Origin of the sequence: Rhizobium halophilum, from assembly GCF_021648825.1 — a bacterium.
GTDB classification, from domain to species: Bacteria; Pseudomonadota; Alphaproteobacteria; order Rhizobiales; family Rhizobiaceae; genus Neorhizobium; species Neorhizobium halophilum.
In genome coordinates, this window is sequence record NZ_JAKJHS010000003.1 from 195,568 (window position 1) to 211,418 (window position 15,851).

At 62.1% G+C, this 15,851-nt stretch carries 15 protein-coding genes and 1 pseudogene; 10 read left to right on the forward strand and 6 right to left on the reverse strand.

The annotated features are described in order from the left end of the window. Positions 1-30: 30 nt before the first annotated feature. The 4 genes from LXM96_RS08640 (at position 31) to tenA (ending at position 3,450) form a co-directional block, all read left to right on the forward strand. Entirely contained in the window at positions 31-984 is a 954-nt protein-coding gene (locus tag LXM96_RS08640; protein ID WP_239998048.1) for an ABC transporter substrate-binding protein, read from the forward strand. Positions 985-1,072: 88 nt separating this feature from the next. Further along, entirely contained in the window at positions 1,073-1,957 is an 885-nt protein-coding gene (locus tag LXM96_RS08645) for an ABC transporter permease (protein ID WP_239998050.1), read from the forward strand. Further along, complete coding sequence (locus LXM96_RS08650; protein ID WP_239998052.1) at positions 1,954-2,748, forward strand: ABC transporter ATP-binding protein; 795 nt, start codon at positions 1,954-1,956, stop codon at positions 2,746-2,748. Before LXM96_RS08645 ends, LXM96_RS08650 begins: the two co-directional genes overlap by 4 nt. 39 nt (positions 2,749-2,787) lie before the next feature. Then, positions 2,788-3,450, forward strand: a complete 663-nt coding sequence (tenA, locus tag LXM96_RS08655; protein WP_239998054.1) for a thiaminase II — start codon at positions 2,788-2,790, stop codon at positions 3,448-3,450. Positions 3,451-3,458: 8 nt separating this feature from the next. Here tenA and LXM96_RS08660 read toward each other — a convergent pair whose 3' ends face one another. Both LXM96_RS08660 and LXM96_RS08665 read right to left on the reverse strand, forming a co-directional pair. Then, positions 3,459-4,100, reverse strand: a complete 642-nt coding sequence (locus tag LXM96_RS08660; protein ID WP_239998056.1) for a LysE family translocator — start codon at positions 4,098-4,100, stop codon at positions 3,459-3,461. A gap of 62 nt (positions 4,101-4,162) precedes the next feature. Next, the gene (locus LXM96_RS08665; protein ID WP_239998058.1) at positions 4,163-5,023 is read right to left on the reverse strand and encodes an SDR family NAD(P)-dependent oxidoreductase; all 861 of its coding nucleotides are present in this window, start codon (positions 5,021-5,023) and stop codon (positions 4,163-4,165) included. Positions 5,024-5,207: 184 nt separating this feature from the next. Between LXM96_RS08665 and LXM96_RS08670 the strand changes: the two genes are divergently transcribed. Continuing rightward, entirely contained in the window at positions 5,208-6,431 is a 1,224-nt protein-coding gene (locus LXM96_RS08670) for an argininosuccinate synthase (protein ID WP_239998059.1), read from the forward strand. A gap of 52 nt (positions 6,432-6,483) precedes the next feature. Here the strand turns inward: LXM96_RS08670 and LXM96_RS08675 are convergent, their stop codons facing one another. Continuing rightward, on the reverse strand, positions 6,484-7,659 hold the full coding sequence (locus tag LXM96_RS08675; protein ID WP_239998061.1) for a multidrug effflux MFS transporter: 1,176 nt from the start codon (positions 7,657-7,659) through the stop codon (positions 6,484-6,486). A 280-nt stretch (positions 7,660-7,939) separates the two neighbouring features. Between LXM96_RS08675 and LXM96_RS08680 the strand changes: the two genes are divergently transcribed. The 4 genes from LXM96_RS08680 to ppa all read left to right on the forward strand — a co-directional run bounded on the left by LXM96_RS08680 (position 7,940) and on the right by ppa (position 13,325). Further along, positions 7,940-10,027, forward strand: coding sequence for a M3 family metallopeptidase (locus tag LXM96_RS08680; protein ID WP_239998062.1), 2,088 nt, complete (start codon positions 7,940-7,942; stop codon positions 10,025-10,027). 136 nt (positions 10,028-10,163) lie between these two features. Further along, a complete protein-coding gene (typA, locus tag LXM96_RS08685; RefSeq protein ID WP_239998064.1) occupies positions 10,164-11,984 on the forward strand; it encodes a translational GTPase TypA in 1,821 nt (606 codons plus the stop codon). A gap of 196 nt (positions 11,985-12,180) precedes the next feature. Beyond that, positions 12,181-12,690 carry a GNAT family N-acetyltransferase gene (locus tag LXM96_RS08690; RefSeq protein ID WP_239998066.1) on the forward strand — a complete coding sequence of 170 codons (510 nt, stop codon included), beginning with the start codon at positions 12,181-12,183 and terminating at the stop codon, positions 12,688-12,690. 101 nt (positions 12,691-12,791) lie between these two features. Next, entirely contained in the window at positions 12,792-13,325 is a 534-nt protein-coding gene (ppa, locus tag LXM96_RS08695) for an inorganic diphosphatase (protein WP_239998068.1), read from the forward strand. Here the strand turns inward: ppa and LXM96_RS08700 are convergent, their stop codons facing one another. Then, positions 13,326-13,640, reverse strand: coding sequence for a DUF167 family protein (locus LXM96_RS08700; protein WP_239998069.1), 315 nt, complete (start codon positions 13,638-13,640; stop codon positions 13,326-13,328). Next, positions 13,637-13,927 carry a YggT family protein gene (locus tag LXM96_RS08705; RefSeq protein ID WP_239998070.1) on the reverse strand — a complete coding sequence of 97 codons (291 nt, stop codon included), beginning with the start codon at positions 13,925-13,927 and terminating at the stop codon, positions 13,637-13,639. The genes LXM96_RS08700 and LXM96_RS08705 overlap by 4 nt, the downstream gene beginning before the upstream one ends. Before the next feature lie 134 nt (positions 13,928-14,061). Here LXM96_RS08705 and LXM96_RS08710 point away from each other — a divergent pair, with 134 nt between their 5' ends. Beyond that, the gene (locus tag LXM96_RS08710; RefSeq protein WP_239998072.1) at positions 14,062-15,297 is read left to right on the forward strand and encodes an MFS transporter; all 1,236 of its coding nucleotides are present in this window, start codon (positions 14,062-14,064) and stop codon (positions 15,295-15,297) included. A 133-nt stretch (positions 15,298-15,430) separates the two neighbouring features. Here the strand turns inward: LXM96_RS08710 and LXM96_RS08715 are convergent. Then, positions 15,431-15,762 (reverse strand): annotated as a pseudogene (locus LXM96_RS08715) (transposase); the annotation flags it as partial. Between the last annotated feature and the right edge of the window lie 89 nt (positions 15,763-15,851).

The window sequence follows — 15,851 nt, forward strand, 5'->3', positions numbered from 1 at the left end:
CGCGTGAGACACCATCATCTGGAGGAGATCATGCGCGCTTTCATTCTCGCTCTTGCGACGGCGACCATCATGCTGCAGCCGGCAAAGGCCCAGGAGGCAACGGTTGCGGTGACGGCGATCGTCGAGCATCCCGCGCTCGACGCCGTCCGTGACGGCATCAAGGAAAAGCTTGCCGAAGCCGGATACAAGGAAGGAGAGAACCTGACCTTCCTGTACGAATCCGCTCAAGGCAATCCCGGCACGGCGGCGCAGATCGCGCGCCAGTTCGTCGGCGAGGAGCCGACGGTGATCGTGCCGATCTCCACGCCCTCTGCGCAGGCGGTCGTTTCTGCGACGCGCGACATTCCTGTGGTCTTCACGGCCGTCTCCGATCCCGTTGGCGCGCAGCTGATCAAGGACATGAAGGCGCCGGGCGGCAACGTCACGGGCATTTCCGACATGTCGCCGGTTGCCGACCATGTGGCGCTGATCAAGGAGATCACGCCGGAGGCAAAGTCCATCGGGTTCATCTACAACACGGCGGAAGCCAATTCGGTGTCGACGCTCGCCGCTCTCAAGGAAGAAGCCGCGAAAGCGGGCCTGGAGGTCATCGAGTCGGTTGCGACGAAGTCCGCCGAGGTTCAGGGTGCCGCCCGCGCGCTCGTCGGACGCGCCGATGTCATCTACATCCCGACCGACAACACCATCGTGTCTGCCTTCGAGGCGGCTGTGGGCGTGGCAGAGGAAGCCAAGCTGCCGCTTTACGCGGGGGACACGGATTCGGTTGCGCGCGGCGCGGTGGCCGCACTCGGCTTCAACTATTTCGACGTTGGCAAGCAGACGGGCGAGGTCGTGGTGCGGGTGCTGAAGGGTGAGGCACCGGGCGACATCCCCGTTTCCGTCGCAACCGGCACCGACCTCGTGATCAACAAGTCGGCAGCCGAGAAGATGGGCGTGACTTTCCCGGAATCGGTGCTGTCGCGGGCGACCCGCGTCGTCGAGTAACAGAACCTAAGCAGCTGGATGCCTGACGTAGCGGGCGTCCAGCTATGAAGGCCAGCCGCCCTTGCGGCGGCCAGAGGGGAGAGCAAAGGTGCTCAGTCAAATCGCCTTCTGGGGCGCGGTCGAGCTCGGTCTCGTTTTTGCCTTCGTTGCCGTCGGCGTCCTTCTTGCCTTCCGCGTGCTCGACTTCCCCGACCTGACGGTGGACGGCTCGTTCCCGCTCGGCGCAGCGGTCACGGCCGTCCTCATCACCAGCGGCGTCAATGCCTGGCTGGCAGCGGCGGTCGCGATGCTGGCGGGCGGAGGAGCCGGTCTGGTGACCGCCTTTCTCAATGTGCGGTTCCGGATCCTCAACCTGCTCGCGTCCATCCTGACGATGATCGCGCTGTTTTCGGTAAACCTCAGAGTGATGGGCAAGCCGAACGTCGCGCTGATCAACGCCGACACGATGCTGAGTCCCTTCTTTGGGCTGGGCCTGCGGGAGGTCTATGTCCGCCCGCTCTTCGTCGGCGTGCTCGTGATCCTCGCGGTCGTCTTCGTCTGGCGGTTCCTGGAGAGCGATGCTGGCCTCGCCATGCGCGCCACGGGCGCCAATCCGCGCATGGCGCGGGCGCAGGGGGTCGACACGCGCTGGCAGATCTATCTGGGACTGGCACTGTCGAACGCTCTGGTGGCGCTTGGCGGCGCGCTGTTTGCGCAGACGAACGGTTTTGCCGACGTGACTTCGGGCGTCGGCACGATCGTGGTCGGCCTTGCGGCCGTTATCATTGGCGAGACGCTGTTCGGCGCGCGCGGCATCCTGCTGGCGCTGATCGGCTGCGTCGTCGGCTCCATCCTTTATCGCATTGCGATCCAAGTCGCTTTGTCGACGGACGTGTTGGGACTGAAGGCTTCGGACCTCAACCTCGTGACGGCGGTCCTGGTTGCGGTGGCGCTCGTCCTGCCGCGCCTGCGCCGTGGAGGAGCGACGTCGTGATCAATCTGAAGAACATCCACGTCACCTTTGGCAGAGGAACGCCGCTTCAGAAGGAGGCGCTCAAGGGCGTCGACCTCACGATCGAAGAGGGCTCCTTCGTTACCGTGATCGGCTCCAATGGAGCCGGCAAATCGACACTCCTTGGCGTTCTGGCGGGCGACGTGTTGCCGACGGAAGGGCAGGTGACGATCGGGACGGCTGACGTGACCCGCAAGCCGACGGCGGCGCGAGCGGGCCTCGTGGCGCGCGTCTTCCAGGATCCGCTGACCGGGAGCTGCGGTGCGCTGTCGATCGAGGAGAACCTGGCGCTGGCGGCAAGGCGCGGCGAACGGCGCGGGCTTGCGGCCGCACTCGGGCTGCAGCGGCGCGCGCTGTTTCGCGACCGCATCGCAGAACTCAACCTTGGCCTCGAGAACCGGATGAAGGACCGCATGGACCTGCTTTCCGGTGGACAGCGGCAGGCGGTTTCGCTGGTGATGGCGACGCTGGCGGGGTCGGAGGTGCTGCTGCTCGACGAGCACACCGCAGCACTCGATCCCGGCATGGCAGAATTCATCATGAAGCTCACCCAGCGCGTCGTTTCCGAGCGGAAGCTGACGACGCTGATGGTGACCCACTCCATGCGTCAGGCGCTGGATTTCGGTCACCGTACGATCATGCTGCATGGCGGAGAGATCGTCCTCGACGTCAGCGGCGACAGCCGCAAGGATCTGCAGGTCGAGGATCTGATCGCCATGTTCCGCAAGATGCGCGGCGAGACGCTGGACGACGATGCGCTTCTGATCGGCTAGATCCCTACAGGCGAAGAGCGCCTACACGACGGAGGAGACATGGCTAGCCCCTTCGAGGCCCTGAAAGCGCGCAGCGCTGAAGACTGGCAGCGCTACTGTGAGCATCGGTTCGTGCGGGAACTTGCCGCCGGAACACTGCCCGAAGCGTCTTTCAGGCACTACCTGAAGCAGGACTACCTGTTCCTCGTCCAGTTTGCCCGCGCCTGGGGCCTCGCGGTCTACAAGAGCCGGGATCTCGCGGAGATCCGGCAGGGCCTCGAAGCCCTGAAGGCCATCGTGGATGTGGAGATCGGCCTCCATGTTCGATATTGCGCCACCTGGGGGATCGACGAGACGGAACTGGCGGGACTGCCGGAATCCCGCGCAACCCTGGCCTATACGCGGTATGTCCTCGATGCCGGGATGAGCGGCGATCTCCTCGATCTGCACGTCGCGCTGGCGCCTTGCATCATCGGCTATGGGGAGATCGCGCAGTGGATCCTGAGCCAGCCATCCACCAGGATCGCAGGCAATCCCTATTCCGACTGGATCGAGATGTATGCCGGAGAGGAATACCAGACGGCGGTGGCATCGGAACTCGACTGGTTGAACCAGCGGCTATCCCAAGTGGACAAGACGCGACTCGACCGGCTCTCCATCGTCTTCCGGGACGCGACGCGTCTGGAGGCTGATTTCTGGCAAATGGGCCTTGATCTGTCTTGACTTAGGACTCAGCGCGCCTGGGTCATGAAGATCTTGAAGGCGAAGACGGAGAAGACGCCGGCAAAGGTGTAGTCGATGCTGCGCAGAACCTTCGGGTTCGCCTGCAGCCAAGCCGCCAGCTTGTCCGCCAGCAGGATGACGACGACGTTGACCGGCGAGCCGACGAGGATGAAGAAGACGCCGAGAAAAATCAGCTTCTGCGTGACGTCCGGATCGCTTGCGGTGACGAACTGCGGCAGGAAGGTCATGAAGAAGATGATGACCTTGGGATTGAGCAGGTTCACCCCCAGCCCGGTGGAGATGTTGGCGAGTGCCGATGCCTTTTGTCCGTCCACCCGTTCCACCGACAGACTGGATCCGGATCGCACCGCCTGGATGGCCAGCCAGAGCAGATAGCCGGCGCCGCCTGTCTTCAGGATGAAGAAGGCGGTTGGCGAAGCCGTGATCAGCGCAGAAATACCGAAGGCAACCAGAAGAGTATGGATTAGGATGCCCGTCGAGGTTCCGACCACGACGAAAAGCGCTGGCCCGCGGCCCTGCGCCAGCGCGCGGCTGATCGACAGTGTCATGTCGGGACCGGGCGTGACCGCCAACAGCAGGCTGGCCGCCGTGAAGGCAAGTAGCGTCGGCAGGCTCGGCAGGAAATCCATGGGTAACTCGGAAAGCGGAGTATGAACAGTGCTTCCTTACTCCCGTTTCCCGCCGCTGCCAATCATTCCCGCTGCGCGATGAATGCCTTCGACGCCTCCGCAAAATCTGGATGCCAGCGCGACAATGGCGGCCGGTTCTCGATGATGTCGCCGGCTGCCCAGAGGATGCGCCGCTCATCCGTCCTGCGGTCCACATCGTTGTCGGGGCAGAGGATGTAGAAATTGCCGCGGCCAAGGCTCTCCAGCATGTATTGGACTGTTTGATCGGGTGTCCACGCGCCTTCAGGCTTCTCCGTACGGCCATTCGCGGTCAGCGGAGTGAAGACGAAGCCGGGGATCAGCAGATGAGCGCTGACACGGCAGTTCTCGGTGCTGCGCAATTCATGCTGAAGCGCCTCGGTAAAGGCCTTCACACCCGCCTTGGAGACGTTGTAGGCGGGATCGCCCGGCGGCGTCGTGATGCCTTGCTTGGAGCCGGTGTTGATGATGAGCGAGGGCTCTCCATGAGCGATCATGCCGGGGCCGAAGATGCGGCTGCCGTTGATCACGCCCATCAGGTTGACGGCAAGCACGTTGTCCCAGTTGGACTGCGACCCGAAAAGGGAACTTCCCGGCTGAATGCCGGCATTGTTCATGAGCACGTGGACGCGCCCGCACTTCTGCATGACCGCCCGCTCCAGCGACACCAGCTCACCGGGCTGCGAGACGTCGGTGCCGATCGGGGTGACATCCGCCTCGCCCCCTTCGGCTATGGCTGCGACTTCGCGGCAGGCGCTGGCCAATGCCTCGCCTTCCAGGTCGGCCAGCACCACGCACAGGCCCAGTTCGGCGAAACGCTTTGCGGCGGCAAGGCCGATGCCCGAGGCGGCACCGGTGACGACGGCCACGTTACCCTTCTTCAAGGCGGGATGAATGTCGGCCATGGGGCCTCTCCTTTGCTCGCTCTCTGCCAGCCGGCGAATCTGGTGCAGCATCAGAACCCGTCAACATGACAAGCGTGCCACATCGGGCGTCACATCTTGCACGACAGGGCAAACTGGCTAAAAGTGCCGCGCATCCCAAGCCTCTTGGCGCAAGCGCCAGCATCCCGAACGGACCAAAGACATCATGGCACTCCCCAAAGACGTGAAGAAAGTCGTTCTCGCCTATTCCGGCGGACTTGACACCTCGATCATCCTCAAGTGGCTGCAGACCGAACTCGGCGCCGAAGTCGTCACCTTCACCGCCGACCTGGGTCAGGGCGAGGAGCTCGAGCCCGCACGTAAGAAGGCAGAGATGCTGGGGATCAAGGAGATCTTCATCGAGGACGTGCGCGAGGAGTTTGTTCGCGACTTCGTCTTCCCGATGTTCCGCGCCAATGCGGTCTATGAAGGCGTCTACCTGCTCGGCACCTCCATCGCTCGCCCGCTGATCTCCAAGCATCTGATCGAGATCGCGAAGAAGACCGGCGCAGACGCGATCGCGCACGGCGCGACCGGCAAGGGCAACGACCAGGTTCGCTTTGAGCTTTCCGCCTATGCGCTGAACCCGGACATCAAGATCATCGCGCCCTGGCGCGACTGGGCGTTCAAGAGCCGCACCGATCTTCTGAACTTCGCCGAGCAGCACCAGATCCCGGTGGCGAAGGACAAGAAGGGTGAGGCGCCCTTCTCGGTCGACGCCAACCTGCTGCACTCCTCCTCCGAGGGCAAGGTGCTCGAGGATCCCTCCGTCGAGGCGCCGGAATATGTGCACATGCGCACGATCTCGCCGGAAGCTGCCCCGGACAAGGCGACGGTCATCAAGGTCGGCTTCGAAAAGGGCGATGCCGTCTCCATCAACGGCGTGCGCATGAGCCCGGCGACGCTGCTGGCGGCTCTGAACGACTACGGCCGCGACAATGGCATCGGCCGTCTCGATCTCGTGGAAAACCGCTTCGTCGGCATGAAGTCGCGCGGCGTCTACGAGACGCCCGGCGGCACGATCCTCTTGTCGGCGCACCGGGCAATCGAGTCGATCACCCTCGACCGGGGCGCCGCGCACCTCAAGGACGAGCTGATGCCGCGCTATGCGGAACTCATCTACTACGGCTTCTGGTTCTCGCCGGAGCGCGAAATGCTGCAGGCTGCCATCGACCGGAGCCAGGAGCATGTCGAGGGTGAGGTCACGCTGAAGCTCTACAAGGGCAATGTCATGGTCATCGGCCGCGAATCTGAGAAGTCGCTTTATTCCGACCAGCTCGTCACCTTCGAGGACGACCAGGGTGCCTATGACCAGAAGGATGCGGCGGGTTTCATCAAGCTCAACGCGCTGCGCCTGCGCACGCTCGGCAAGCGCAACCTGAAGGGCTGATCGCAGCTCCCGGATTTGCAAACCCGCTCTCGCTGATGCGAGGGCGGGTATTTCATGCCCGCCGATCGAGCGCCAGATAGGCGAGGTAGCTGCCGACGGCCATGAACTCCATGAACGGGATCACCGTGCCAAAGGACAGCAGGGGCGATCCGATCAGGGCCGCAGCGAGGCCGCCGAGAAAGCCGCAGCCCATTTGGATGAAGCCCATCATCGCCGACGCTGATCCTGCGATATGCGGGAAGGGCGCCATGCCGACCGTGATGATGTGCGGGCTGACGAAGGCGATGCCGAAGGTGCAAATGCCGACGGGGAGCATGATCGACAGAAAGCTCGCCGGTAGAAGTGCAACCGACAGTGCCATGACAACACCGCCCGTTGCCGAAAAGCAGAGGCCGATGACGACGGCGCGGTGGCCCGAGATCCCGTGCGAAACCTTTCGGAGCACGAGCGAGCCGGCGAGGTAGGAGCCGGTCTGGACCAGCATGCCAAGTCCGAACTCTGTGGGAGTCAGGCCCACCTCGCCGATCAGCACGAAAGGCAGCATGGTGGACTGCGCATACAGCGCGCCGATGGAGCCGCCGATGACGAGGGAGGCGAGCGTGAAGTGCGGATTGGACAGGACTTCCCCATAGCCCCTGACCAGCCTGGCCGGGCGAAGCCGGGTGCGATCCGGCGTCGTTGTCTCGCGCAGGAAGAGGGCGACGCTGCCGATGGAGATCACGCCGAAGCCGAGCATCAGCAGGAAGACCGATTTCCAGCCGAAGGCGGCAAGCGAAAGGCCGCCGAGTGTCGGCCCGAGCGCCGGCGCCACCGTCAGCATGATGGCGATCAGGTTCATGATGCTCGCCGCTTCCTTGCCGACGAACTGGTCTCGAACCACCGCACGGGCGACCGTGATGCCGACCGAGGCGCCGATGCCCTGGATCAGGCGGCCGGCCAGGATCAGCTCGATGCTCGGTGCCATGGCGGCGATAACGGAGCCGAGGAGGTAGACCAGCAGGAAGCCGATGGTGGAGGCCTTGCGCCCGAACGCGTCTGAGGCCGGCCCAGCGAGAAGCTGCGCGACGGCAAAGCCGGCGAAATAGAGCGAAAGCGACATCTTGATTGCGCTCTCGGTGGTCGAGAAGGCTTGCACGAGTTCCGGCATGGCTGGGGTGTAGATCGCCATGGAAACGGGGCCGAGCGCGGTCAAGAGTGCGCCGAGAAGCGATGTCCGGCGCGCAGTCATTATCGGTGTCGGAAGAAGATTGTCGGCTTTCATCATGTGCCAGGGGCGGCGAAGGCGAGCTTGCCGGTTTAGCTTCGTCTTGTCCGGGTGCAAGCGGTGCTGCAGGCGAACGGCTGAGGGAGAGATACTCCCTTTCCAGCGCAGGGCAAGACGTGCGGCGGAGCCGTGCATCAAGATGAGCGGATTTCGGCTTGGCTGGTTGTACGGATCGGCTAACTTCCCAGATAAACGTCATCGCCATTGCCGGCGCTTTCGAGCGCCCGTTACGAAGGATCCTTGTATGCCGCAGCTTCACATCAACCCTGCCCTGATCGACTGGACCGGGCATGCGGGCCTGCCGCGCTTCGACCTGGTGAAGGACGAGGATTTTGCCGGCGCCTTCGACGCGGCGATGGCCAAGCACGACGCGGAGATCAACGACATCACCTGTGACCCGCGCGAGCCGACGATGGAAAACACCATCGTCGCATTGGAGATCGCCGGCGACGAGCTGTCTCGGATCTCGGCGCTGTTCTGGAACAAGGCGGGTGCCCATACCAACGAAGTGATCCAGGCACTGGAGCGGGAGATCGCGCCGAAGATGTCGCGGCACTATTCGAAGATCGCGATGAACGAGGCGCTGTTCAAGCGGGTCGACGATCTCTGGGAAAAACGCGATACGCTTGGTCTTTCGGTCGAGGAGGAGCGGGTTCTCGAGCGCCACTGGAAGGGTTTCGTACGCACGGGCGCGAAGCTTGCGAAGCCGGAACAGGAACGGCTGGCGGCGATCAATGAGAAGCTCGCAGGCCTTGGCGCCCAATTCGGGCAGAACGTGCTCGCCGACGAGAAGAGCTGGGAGCTTCATCTCTCGGAGGAGGCTGATCTTGCTGGCCTTCCTTCTTTCCTTAGAGATGCGATGGCCTCGGCCGCGCGGGATCGCGGACATGAGGATGGCTATGTGGTGACGCTGTCGCGTTCGATCATCGAGCCCTTCCTGACCTTTTCCGAGCGCCGGGACCTGCGCGAGCAGGCGTTCACCGCCTGGACCGCACGTGGCGCAAATGGCGGCGCGACGGACAATCTTGCGATCGTGAAGGAAACGCTGGCACTGCGCGCCGAGCGAGCCCAACTACTCAGCTATGACAGCTTTGCTGCCTTCAAGCTCGACAACACCATGGCGAAGACGCCGGAGGCGGTAAACCACTTGCTGATGACGGTCTGGGAGAAGGCACGGAACCGCGCTCTGGAAGAAGAGGCAAGCCTTGCCGGATTGATTGCGGAAGAGGGCGGCAATCACGAGGTGATGCCCTGGGACTGGCGCTTTTATGCCGAGAAGCTGCGGCACCGCACTTTCAACTTCTCGGAATCCGAGCTGAAGCCTTACCTGCAGCTGGAAAAGATCATCGAGGCCTGCTTCGAAGTGGCAGGGCGGCTCTTCGGCATCCGGGCGATCGAAGTCAACGATGTGCCGGCCTATCACCCGGATGTGCGGGTTTTCGAGATCCGCGACGAGGACAACAACCTCAAGGCACTCTTCCTTGGCGACTATTTTGCCCGGTCCTCCAAGCGCTCCGGCGCTTGGATGAGCTCGTTCCAGTCGCAGCACAAGCTGGCGCTGAAGAACGGCCGGCAAGGCGAGATCCCGATCATCTACAATGTCTGCAACTTCGCCAAGCCCGCGGCGGGCAGGCCGGCACTGCTGTCGCTCGACGATGCGCGCACCCTCTTCCACGAGTTCGGGCATGCGCTGCACGGCATGCTTTCGAACGTCACCTACCCGTCCGTCTCCGGGACGGGTGTCGCCCGCGATTTCGTCGAACTGCCCTCGCAGCTCTACGAGCACTGGCTCACGGTGCCGGAGATCCTCGAGAAATACGCGGTCCACTACGAGGCCGGCGAGCCGATGCCGAAGGCCTTGCTGGACAAGGTTCTGGCGGCGCGAACCTTCAATGCCGGCTTTGCCACGGTGGAGTTCACCTCCTCGGCCCTCGTCGACATGGCCTTTCACACGCGTGGTGGAGTGGAGGATCCCATGGCGGTGCAGGCGCAGGTTCTGAAGGAGATACGCATGCCGCAGTCCATCGCCATGCGTCATGCGACCCCGCATTTCCAGCACGTCTTCTCCGGCGACGGCTATTCGGCAGGCTACTATTCCTACATGTGGTCTGAAGTTCTCGATGCCGATGCCTTTGCGGCTTTCGAGGAGGTGGGTAACGCCTTCGACCCGGTCATGGCGCGCAAGCTGAAGAACAACATCTACTCGGTGGGTGGCTCCCTCGATCCCGAAGACGCCTACAATGCCTTCCGCGGAAAGCTCCCTGATCCGGAAGCAATGTTGAAGAAGAAGGGTCTGGCGATGGTGGAGGAGCTGTCCGGCAGCGACGCTTGATCGACCGCGCATAGCTGCCATTCGCCTGCGATTTCCCGCTCCCCCTTTCGCAAATGCGAAAAACAGGGTATGAGCGCGCCAACGAGAACATTGGCGCCTCTATTCCGTTTCGCGCCCTGAACCAGAGATCCAAAATATGAAACTTCGCAACATCGCGATCATCGCGCACGTTGACCATGGAAAAACGACGCTCGTTGACGAGTTGTTGAAGCAGTCCGGCTCCTTCCGCGAAAATCAGCGCGTTGCCGAGCGCGTGATGGATTCCAACGACCTCGAAAAGGAACGTGGCATCACCATTCTGGCGAAGGCAACTTCGGTCGAATGGAAGGGCGTACGGATCAACATTGTCGATACCCCCGGCCACGCCGACTTCGGTGGTGAGGTCGAGCGTATTCTGTCCATGGTGGATGGCGCGATCGTTCTCGTAGACTCCTCTGAAGGACCGATGCCGCAGACCAAGTTCGTGGTTTCCAAGGCCCTCAAGGTCGGCCTTCGTCCGATCGTGGCGATCAACAAGATCGACCGTCCGGACGGCCGGCACGAGGAAGTCATCAACGAGGTCTTCGATCTCTTTGCCAACCTCGACGCAACCGACGAACAGCTCGACTTCCCGATCCTATACGGTTCGGGCCGCGATGGCTGGATGAATGTCAATCCGGAAGGCCCGAAGGATCAGGGTCTTGCGCCGCTGCTCGATCTGGTACTGGAACATGTACCGGAGCCGACGGTCGAAGAAGGCCCGTTCCGCATGATCGGGACAATCCTCGAAGCCAACAACTTCCTGGGCCGTATCATCACCGGCCGCATTGCTTCTGGCTCCATCAAGCCGAACCAGGCCGTCAAGGTCTTGGGCCAGGACGGTCGCACGATCGAGACAGGCCGCATTTCCAAGATCCTTGCCTTCCGCGGCATTGAGCGGACGGCAATCGAAGAGGCTCACGCAGGCGACATCGTTGCCATTGCAGGCCTCTCCAAAGGCACGGTTGCTGATACCTTCTGTGATCCTTCTGTTACCGAAGCCATGACGGCGCAGCCGATCGATCCGCCGACCGTGACGATGTCCTTTATCGTAAACGACAGCCCGCTGGCCGGCACCGAGGGCGACAAGGTAACAAGCCGCGTTATCCGCGATCGCCTGCTCAAGGAAGCTGAAGGCAACGTCGCGCTGAAAATTGAGGAAGCCGAGGGCAAGGACTCGTTCTACGTTTCCGGCCGAGGCGAACTGCAGCTCGCCGTTCTGATCGAAACCATGCGCCGCGAAGGGTTCGAACTGGCCGTTTCACGTCCGCGCGTCGTCATGCACAAGGACGAAGCCGGCAATCTGATGGAGCCGATCGAGGAAGTCGTCGTCGACGTCGACGAGGAGCATTCCGGCGTCGTGGTCCAGAAGATGTCCGAGCGCAAAGCCGAGATGACGGAACTACGTCCATCGGGTGGCAACCGCGTTCGCCTGAAGTTCCTGGCGCCGACGCGGGGTCTGATCGGCTATCAGTCCGAACTGCTGACCGACACGCGCGGCACGGCGATCATGAACCGCCTGTTCCACGACTACCAGCCCTACAAGGGGCCGATTGGCGGCCGCACCAATGGCGTTCTGTTGTCGAACGGCTCGGGAGAGGCCGTCGCCTATGCCATGTTCAACCTGGAAGACCGCGGTCCGATGATCATCGAGCCGGGCGAGAAGGTCTACCAGGGCATGATTATCGGCATCCACTCTCGTGACAACGATCTTGAAGTGAACGTGCTGAAGGGCAAGCAGCTGACCAACATCCGTGCCGCCGGCAAGGACGAGGCGGTCAAGCTGACCCCGCCGATCCGCATGACGCTCGACCGGGCGCTGTCGTGGATTCAGGACGACGAGTTGATGGAAGTCACGCCGAAGTCGATCCGTCTTCGCAAGATGTACCTCGATCCGAATGATCGCAAGCGATTCGACAAGGCAAAACTAGCCGGCTGAACGCAGTCGAGCGCGTAGAGTGAACCCGGCCAACAAGCCGGGTTTTTCTTTTGTGTCCTTAATCGAGGCAGGGTTGTGGAAGAGGTTAAAAAGGCGTTAACGTAGATATCGGAGCGTCAGAACCGTCACTGGGGAAAGATGTTCCGATGGAGTATCATGTCTCGCGCTACCCGATGATTGGGTCCAGAGTGACGTTATGAAGACGTTGTCAATAGATGTTCGGCCCGCGGAGCCGAACGACGCCTATGCCATATCGGAGGCCCACCGCGTTTCGTGGACGCAAGCCTACGCCGGTCTCATCCCGCACAGGCCCCTGACGCAGATGATCGAGCGCCGTGGCGAGACCTGGTGGCGCAAGGCGACGCGCGGCCCTGCAACGCTTCTCGTGCTCGATGTTGCCGGGAGCATTGCAGGTTATGCGACGATCGGGCTCAATCGCGCCAAGGCGCTTCCCTATGATGGCGAAGTCTACGAGATCTACCTCCGCCCCGAATTCCAGGGCATAGGACTGGGTCGACGCCTCTTCGGTGAAAGCAGACGGCTTCTGAAGTCGCTCGGCTGCAGCGGCCTTGTCGTCTGGTGCCTCGAGGACAGTGAGCACGCCTCCCGCTTCTTTCGTCGCCATGGCGGTCTGGACATGGTCGAGGGAATGGAGGACTTCGGCGGGACCGCTCTTCGCAAGATCGGCTTCGTCTGGCCGCGCTAGCAGCGCAGCATCTCCGTCCTCCGCAGACGAAAGGCGTGTTGCCTCTCGTCACGTTTCCCAGTATCGAAGCGGCCATCGTCAAACCTCATCCGGGGACAAGAATGCGCATCGATGCTATTTCCATAGGAAAGAACCCGCCCGAAGACGTCAACGTCATTGTTGAGGTCCCGGTCGGTGGCCATCCGATCAAGTACGAGATGGATAAGGAGGCCGGCGCACTGATCGTCGACCGCTTCCTTTATACGCCGATGACCTATCCCGGGAACTACGGTTTCGTGCCGCACACGCTGTCCGAAGACGGCGACCCGATCGACGTTCTCATCTGCAACACTCGTCCGCTGGTGCCGGGCTGCGTCATCAACGTGCGCCCGATCGGCGTGATGGTCATGGAGGACGATGGTGGCAAGGATGAAAAGATCATTGCCGTGCCGGTGCCCAAGCTGACCCGTCGCTACGACAAGATCGAGAACTACAGCGACCTGCCGGAGATCACGCTCAAGCAGATCGAACATTTCTTCGAGCACTACAAGGATCTGGAGCCCGGCAAGTGGGTCAAGATCGGCGGCTGGCAGGATGTCGGCGTTGCCAAGACCCTGATCGTCGAGGCGATTGAGCGGTACAAGGCCGAGAAATAATCAGAGACGACCAAGCGTCTCGAGTTTCGCACACACGTCCTCCGGTTCGCCATCGAGCCGGAGGATTTTCTTTCTGCTGGTCTCGCCGGAAAGGATGGTCAACGCGCTCTTCGGCACTCGAAGGCGTTTCGCCAGAAGCGCGATCAGCGCCTTGCTGGCCTTGCCACCTTCGGGCACCGCCGTCACCCGCACCCTCAGATAGAGCGCGCCGTCGTCAGCCTTCTCCATGCCGTCGACAGCGTCACGGCCTGCCGCCGGCGTTAGCCTCACCGAAAGGCGGACGTGATCCTCATGACGGCTAAAGGCGTGGCTCACGCAAAGAGCGGGTAGATGCTCGTCCAGAGCAGCGAACGCAGGAAGAAGATGATCAGCAACACGATGATTGGCGAGATGTCGATCCCGCCGAGATCAGGCATGATGCGCCTGATCGGCCGCAGCACCGGTTCCGTCACATTGTAGAGGAAGCTACCGATCGCGTTGACGAACTGGTTGCTCGAATTGATGACGTTGAAGGCGTAGAGCCACGAGAAGATGGCGCTTCCGATCAGCACCCAAGTATAGAGGCTCAGGGCAAGGTCAATCGTCTGGAACAGCGCGAGCATTCGGGTCTCCATTTCTAGTTGACAGACATGTAGACATTGGGGGACTAACGAGCAAGTGCCGTGCCTGCACAGGATCCGAAACATGTTTAACGGGTATCTTGGATCCTGTTCGGCGTGTTGAAAGTCCCTCTTCGATGTCCATCTCCACCCCTGGTGATCGGTTCGCGGCCTTCCGGCACGCCTCCTACGCCCGTTTCTTCACCTCCCGCTTCCTCGCCGCTTTTGCCATCCAGATCATCAGCGTCTCGGTCGGCTGGCAGATGTATGACCAGACGGGCAGCGCCCTTTATCTGGGCTTGATCGGGCTCTTCCAGTTCTTGCCGTCGTTGCTCCTGATCCTCGTCACCGGCTCGGTCGCCGACCGGTACAATCGGCGGGCGATCGTAGCAATATGCATGGGGGTGGGTTCAACCTGTGCGCTGGCCCTGCTCGCCTTGACGCTTGCTGACCTGTTCATCCCGTGGCTGGTTTTCGCAATCCTGACGGTCTTCGGCATCGAGCGGGCCTTCATGGGGCCGGCAGTGCAGTCGCTTGCTCCCAACCTCGTTCCCGAACGCGACCTCGCAAATGCCATCGCTTGGAATTCCTCCTCCTGGCAGACCGCGTCGATCGTCGGACCGGTCGCCGGCGGCCTGCTGTACGGTGTCAGCGCCGTCGCAGCCTATTCGGTCGCGCTCGGCATGATGGTGCTGGCGGCCCTGCTGGTTCTACTGATCCCGAAGCCCACCCAGCGGACGCGATCGCGAACCGTCAGCTGGGGGGAGATCCTCGCGGGCTTTCGCTTCATCGGTAGGGAAAAGGTGGTGCTGGGGGCGATATCTCTCGACCTGTTCGCTGTCCTTCTCGGCGGCGCAGTAGCTTTGATGCCGATCTTTGCCCGCGATATCCTGGTTCTCGGACCCTGGGGTCTTGGTCTTCTGCGCGCAGCTCCCGGAATCGGGGCGGTTGCGGTCGCGCTCTGGCTTGCCTTCTACCCGATCCGGCATAGGGCCGGCGCAGCGATGTTCGTCGGCGTTGCTCTGTTCGGCGCCGGCACCGTTACCTTCGGGCTCTCAGAAACCACCTGGCTTTCCATTGCCGCGCTGATGCTGATGGGTGCCTCCGACATGATCTCCGTCTATGTACGTGAAACACTGATCGTGCTGTGGACGCCGGACGAGGTGCGTGGCCGCGTCAATGCGGTCAACATGGTGTTTGTCGGAGCGTCCAACGAACTGGGAGAGTTCCGCGCGGGTACAATGGCATCGATCTTTGGTGCGGTGCCGGCGGTCGTCATCGGCGGCGTCGGAACACTTGCTGTGGCGGCGATATGGGCAATGGGGTTCCCCCAGTTGCGCAAGATCGACACGTTGGATGCGCCGCCCCGCTGACGCTGGTGAGCCATTCATCCGACGGGCCGTCCGTGGGTGGTTTATGCGCTGGAGTGGCGGCGGCGGACGCCAGCGCGGCCATGCGGTCCCGGCTGACATGCCAACTGATTGATGGTCTCGGAGGCTCCCAGTCGACTGCTTCCGGTCCTTCCGCTGAGCGCTGCTTGTTCGCGTCCACCTTGATCAGGCTCGCATCGACGGCGAAGCCTTCGCCGCCGACAAGGTCTTCTTCGATACAACGTCCTACTGTCGTTTCGAACAGTTCGCGCAGCAGATCGCTCTTGCGGAACGACCATGCCGGTTCTTGGAGAAGGTCGAGTGGACCGGGACATCGCCTTCAAGGCCAAGGCTGCAAAACCAGCGATAGGCGAGGTTCAGATGTATCTCCTCACACAGCCAACGCTGCGAACGGATTCCGAAGCAGTAACCAACGATCAGCATGCGGATCCTCAGTTCCGGATCGACGCAATTCAACGTGCGAACACCGAGTGGTTCACGAACCGTCGGTGCACGATGGCGACGGTGACGCGGGACCATCAATGGGTCGATAGCCG

Excerpts from the sequence above, each read along its gene's own strand:
- LXM96_RS08705 (WP_239998070.1), bottom strand. The coding sequence starts at position 13,927 with ATGCTCGCGCTGTTCCAGACGATTGACCTTGCCCTGAGCCTCTATACT.
- typA (WP_239998064.1), top strand. The coding sequence starts at position 10,164 with ATGAAACTTCGCAACATCGCGATCATCGCGCACGTTGACCATGGAAAA.
- LXM96_RS08660 (WP_239998056.1), bottom strand. The coding sequence starts at position 4,100 with ATGGATTTCCTGCCGAGCCTGCCGACGCTACTTGCCTTCACGGCGGCC.
- LXM96_RS08675 (WP_239998061.1), bottom strand. The coding sequence starts at position 7,659 with ATGACTGCGCGCCGGACATCGCTTCTCGGCGCACTCTTGACCGCGCTC.
- LXM96_RS08670 (WP_239998059.1), top strand. The coding sequence starts at position 5,208 with ATGGCACTCCCCAAAGACGTGAAGAAAGTCGTTCTCGCCTATTCCGGC.
- LXM96_RS08710 (WP_239998072.1), top strand. The coding sequence starts at position 14,062 with ATGTCCATCTCCACCCCTGGTGATCGGTTCGCGGCCTTCCGGCACGCC.
- tenA (WP_239998054.1), top strand. The coding sequence starts at position 2,788 with ATGGCTAGCCCCTTCGAGGCCCTGAAAGCGCGCAGCGCTGAAGACTGG.
- LXM96_RS08680 (WP_239998062.1), top strand. The coding sequence starts at position 7,940 with ATGCCGCAGCTTCACATCAACCCTGCCCTGATCGACTGGACCGGGCAT.
- LXM96_RS08640 (WP_239998048.1), top strand. The coding sequence starts at position 31 with ATGCGCGCTTTCATTCTCGCTCTTGCGACGGCGACCATCATGCTGCAG.
- LXM96_RS08690 (WP_239998066.1), top strand. The coding sequence starts at position 12,181 with ATGAAGACGTTGTCAATAGATGTTCGGCCCGCGGAGCCGAACGACGCC.
- LXM96_RS08665 (WP_239998058.1), bottom strand. The coding sequence starts at position 5,023 with ATGGCCGACATTCATCCCGCCTTGAAGAAGGGTAACGTGGCCGTCGTC.
- ppa (WP_239998068.1), top strand. The coding sequence starts at position 12,792 with ATGCGCATCGATGCTATTTCCATAGGAAAGAACCCGCCCGAAGACGTC.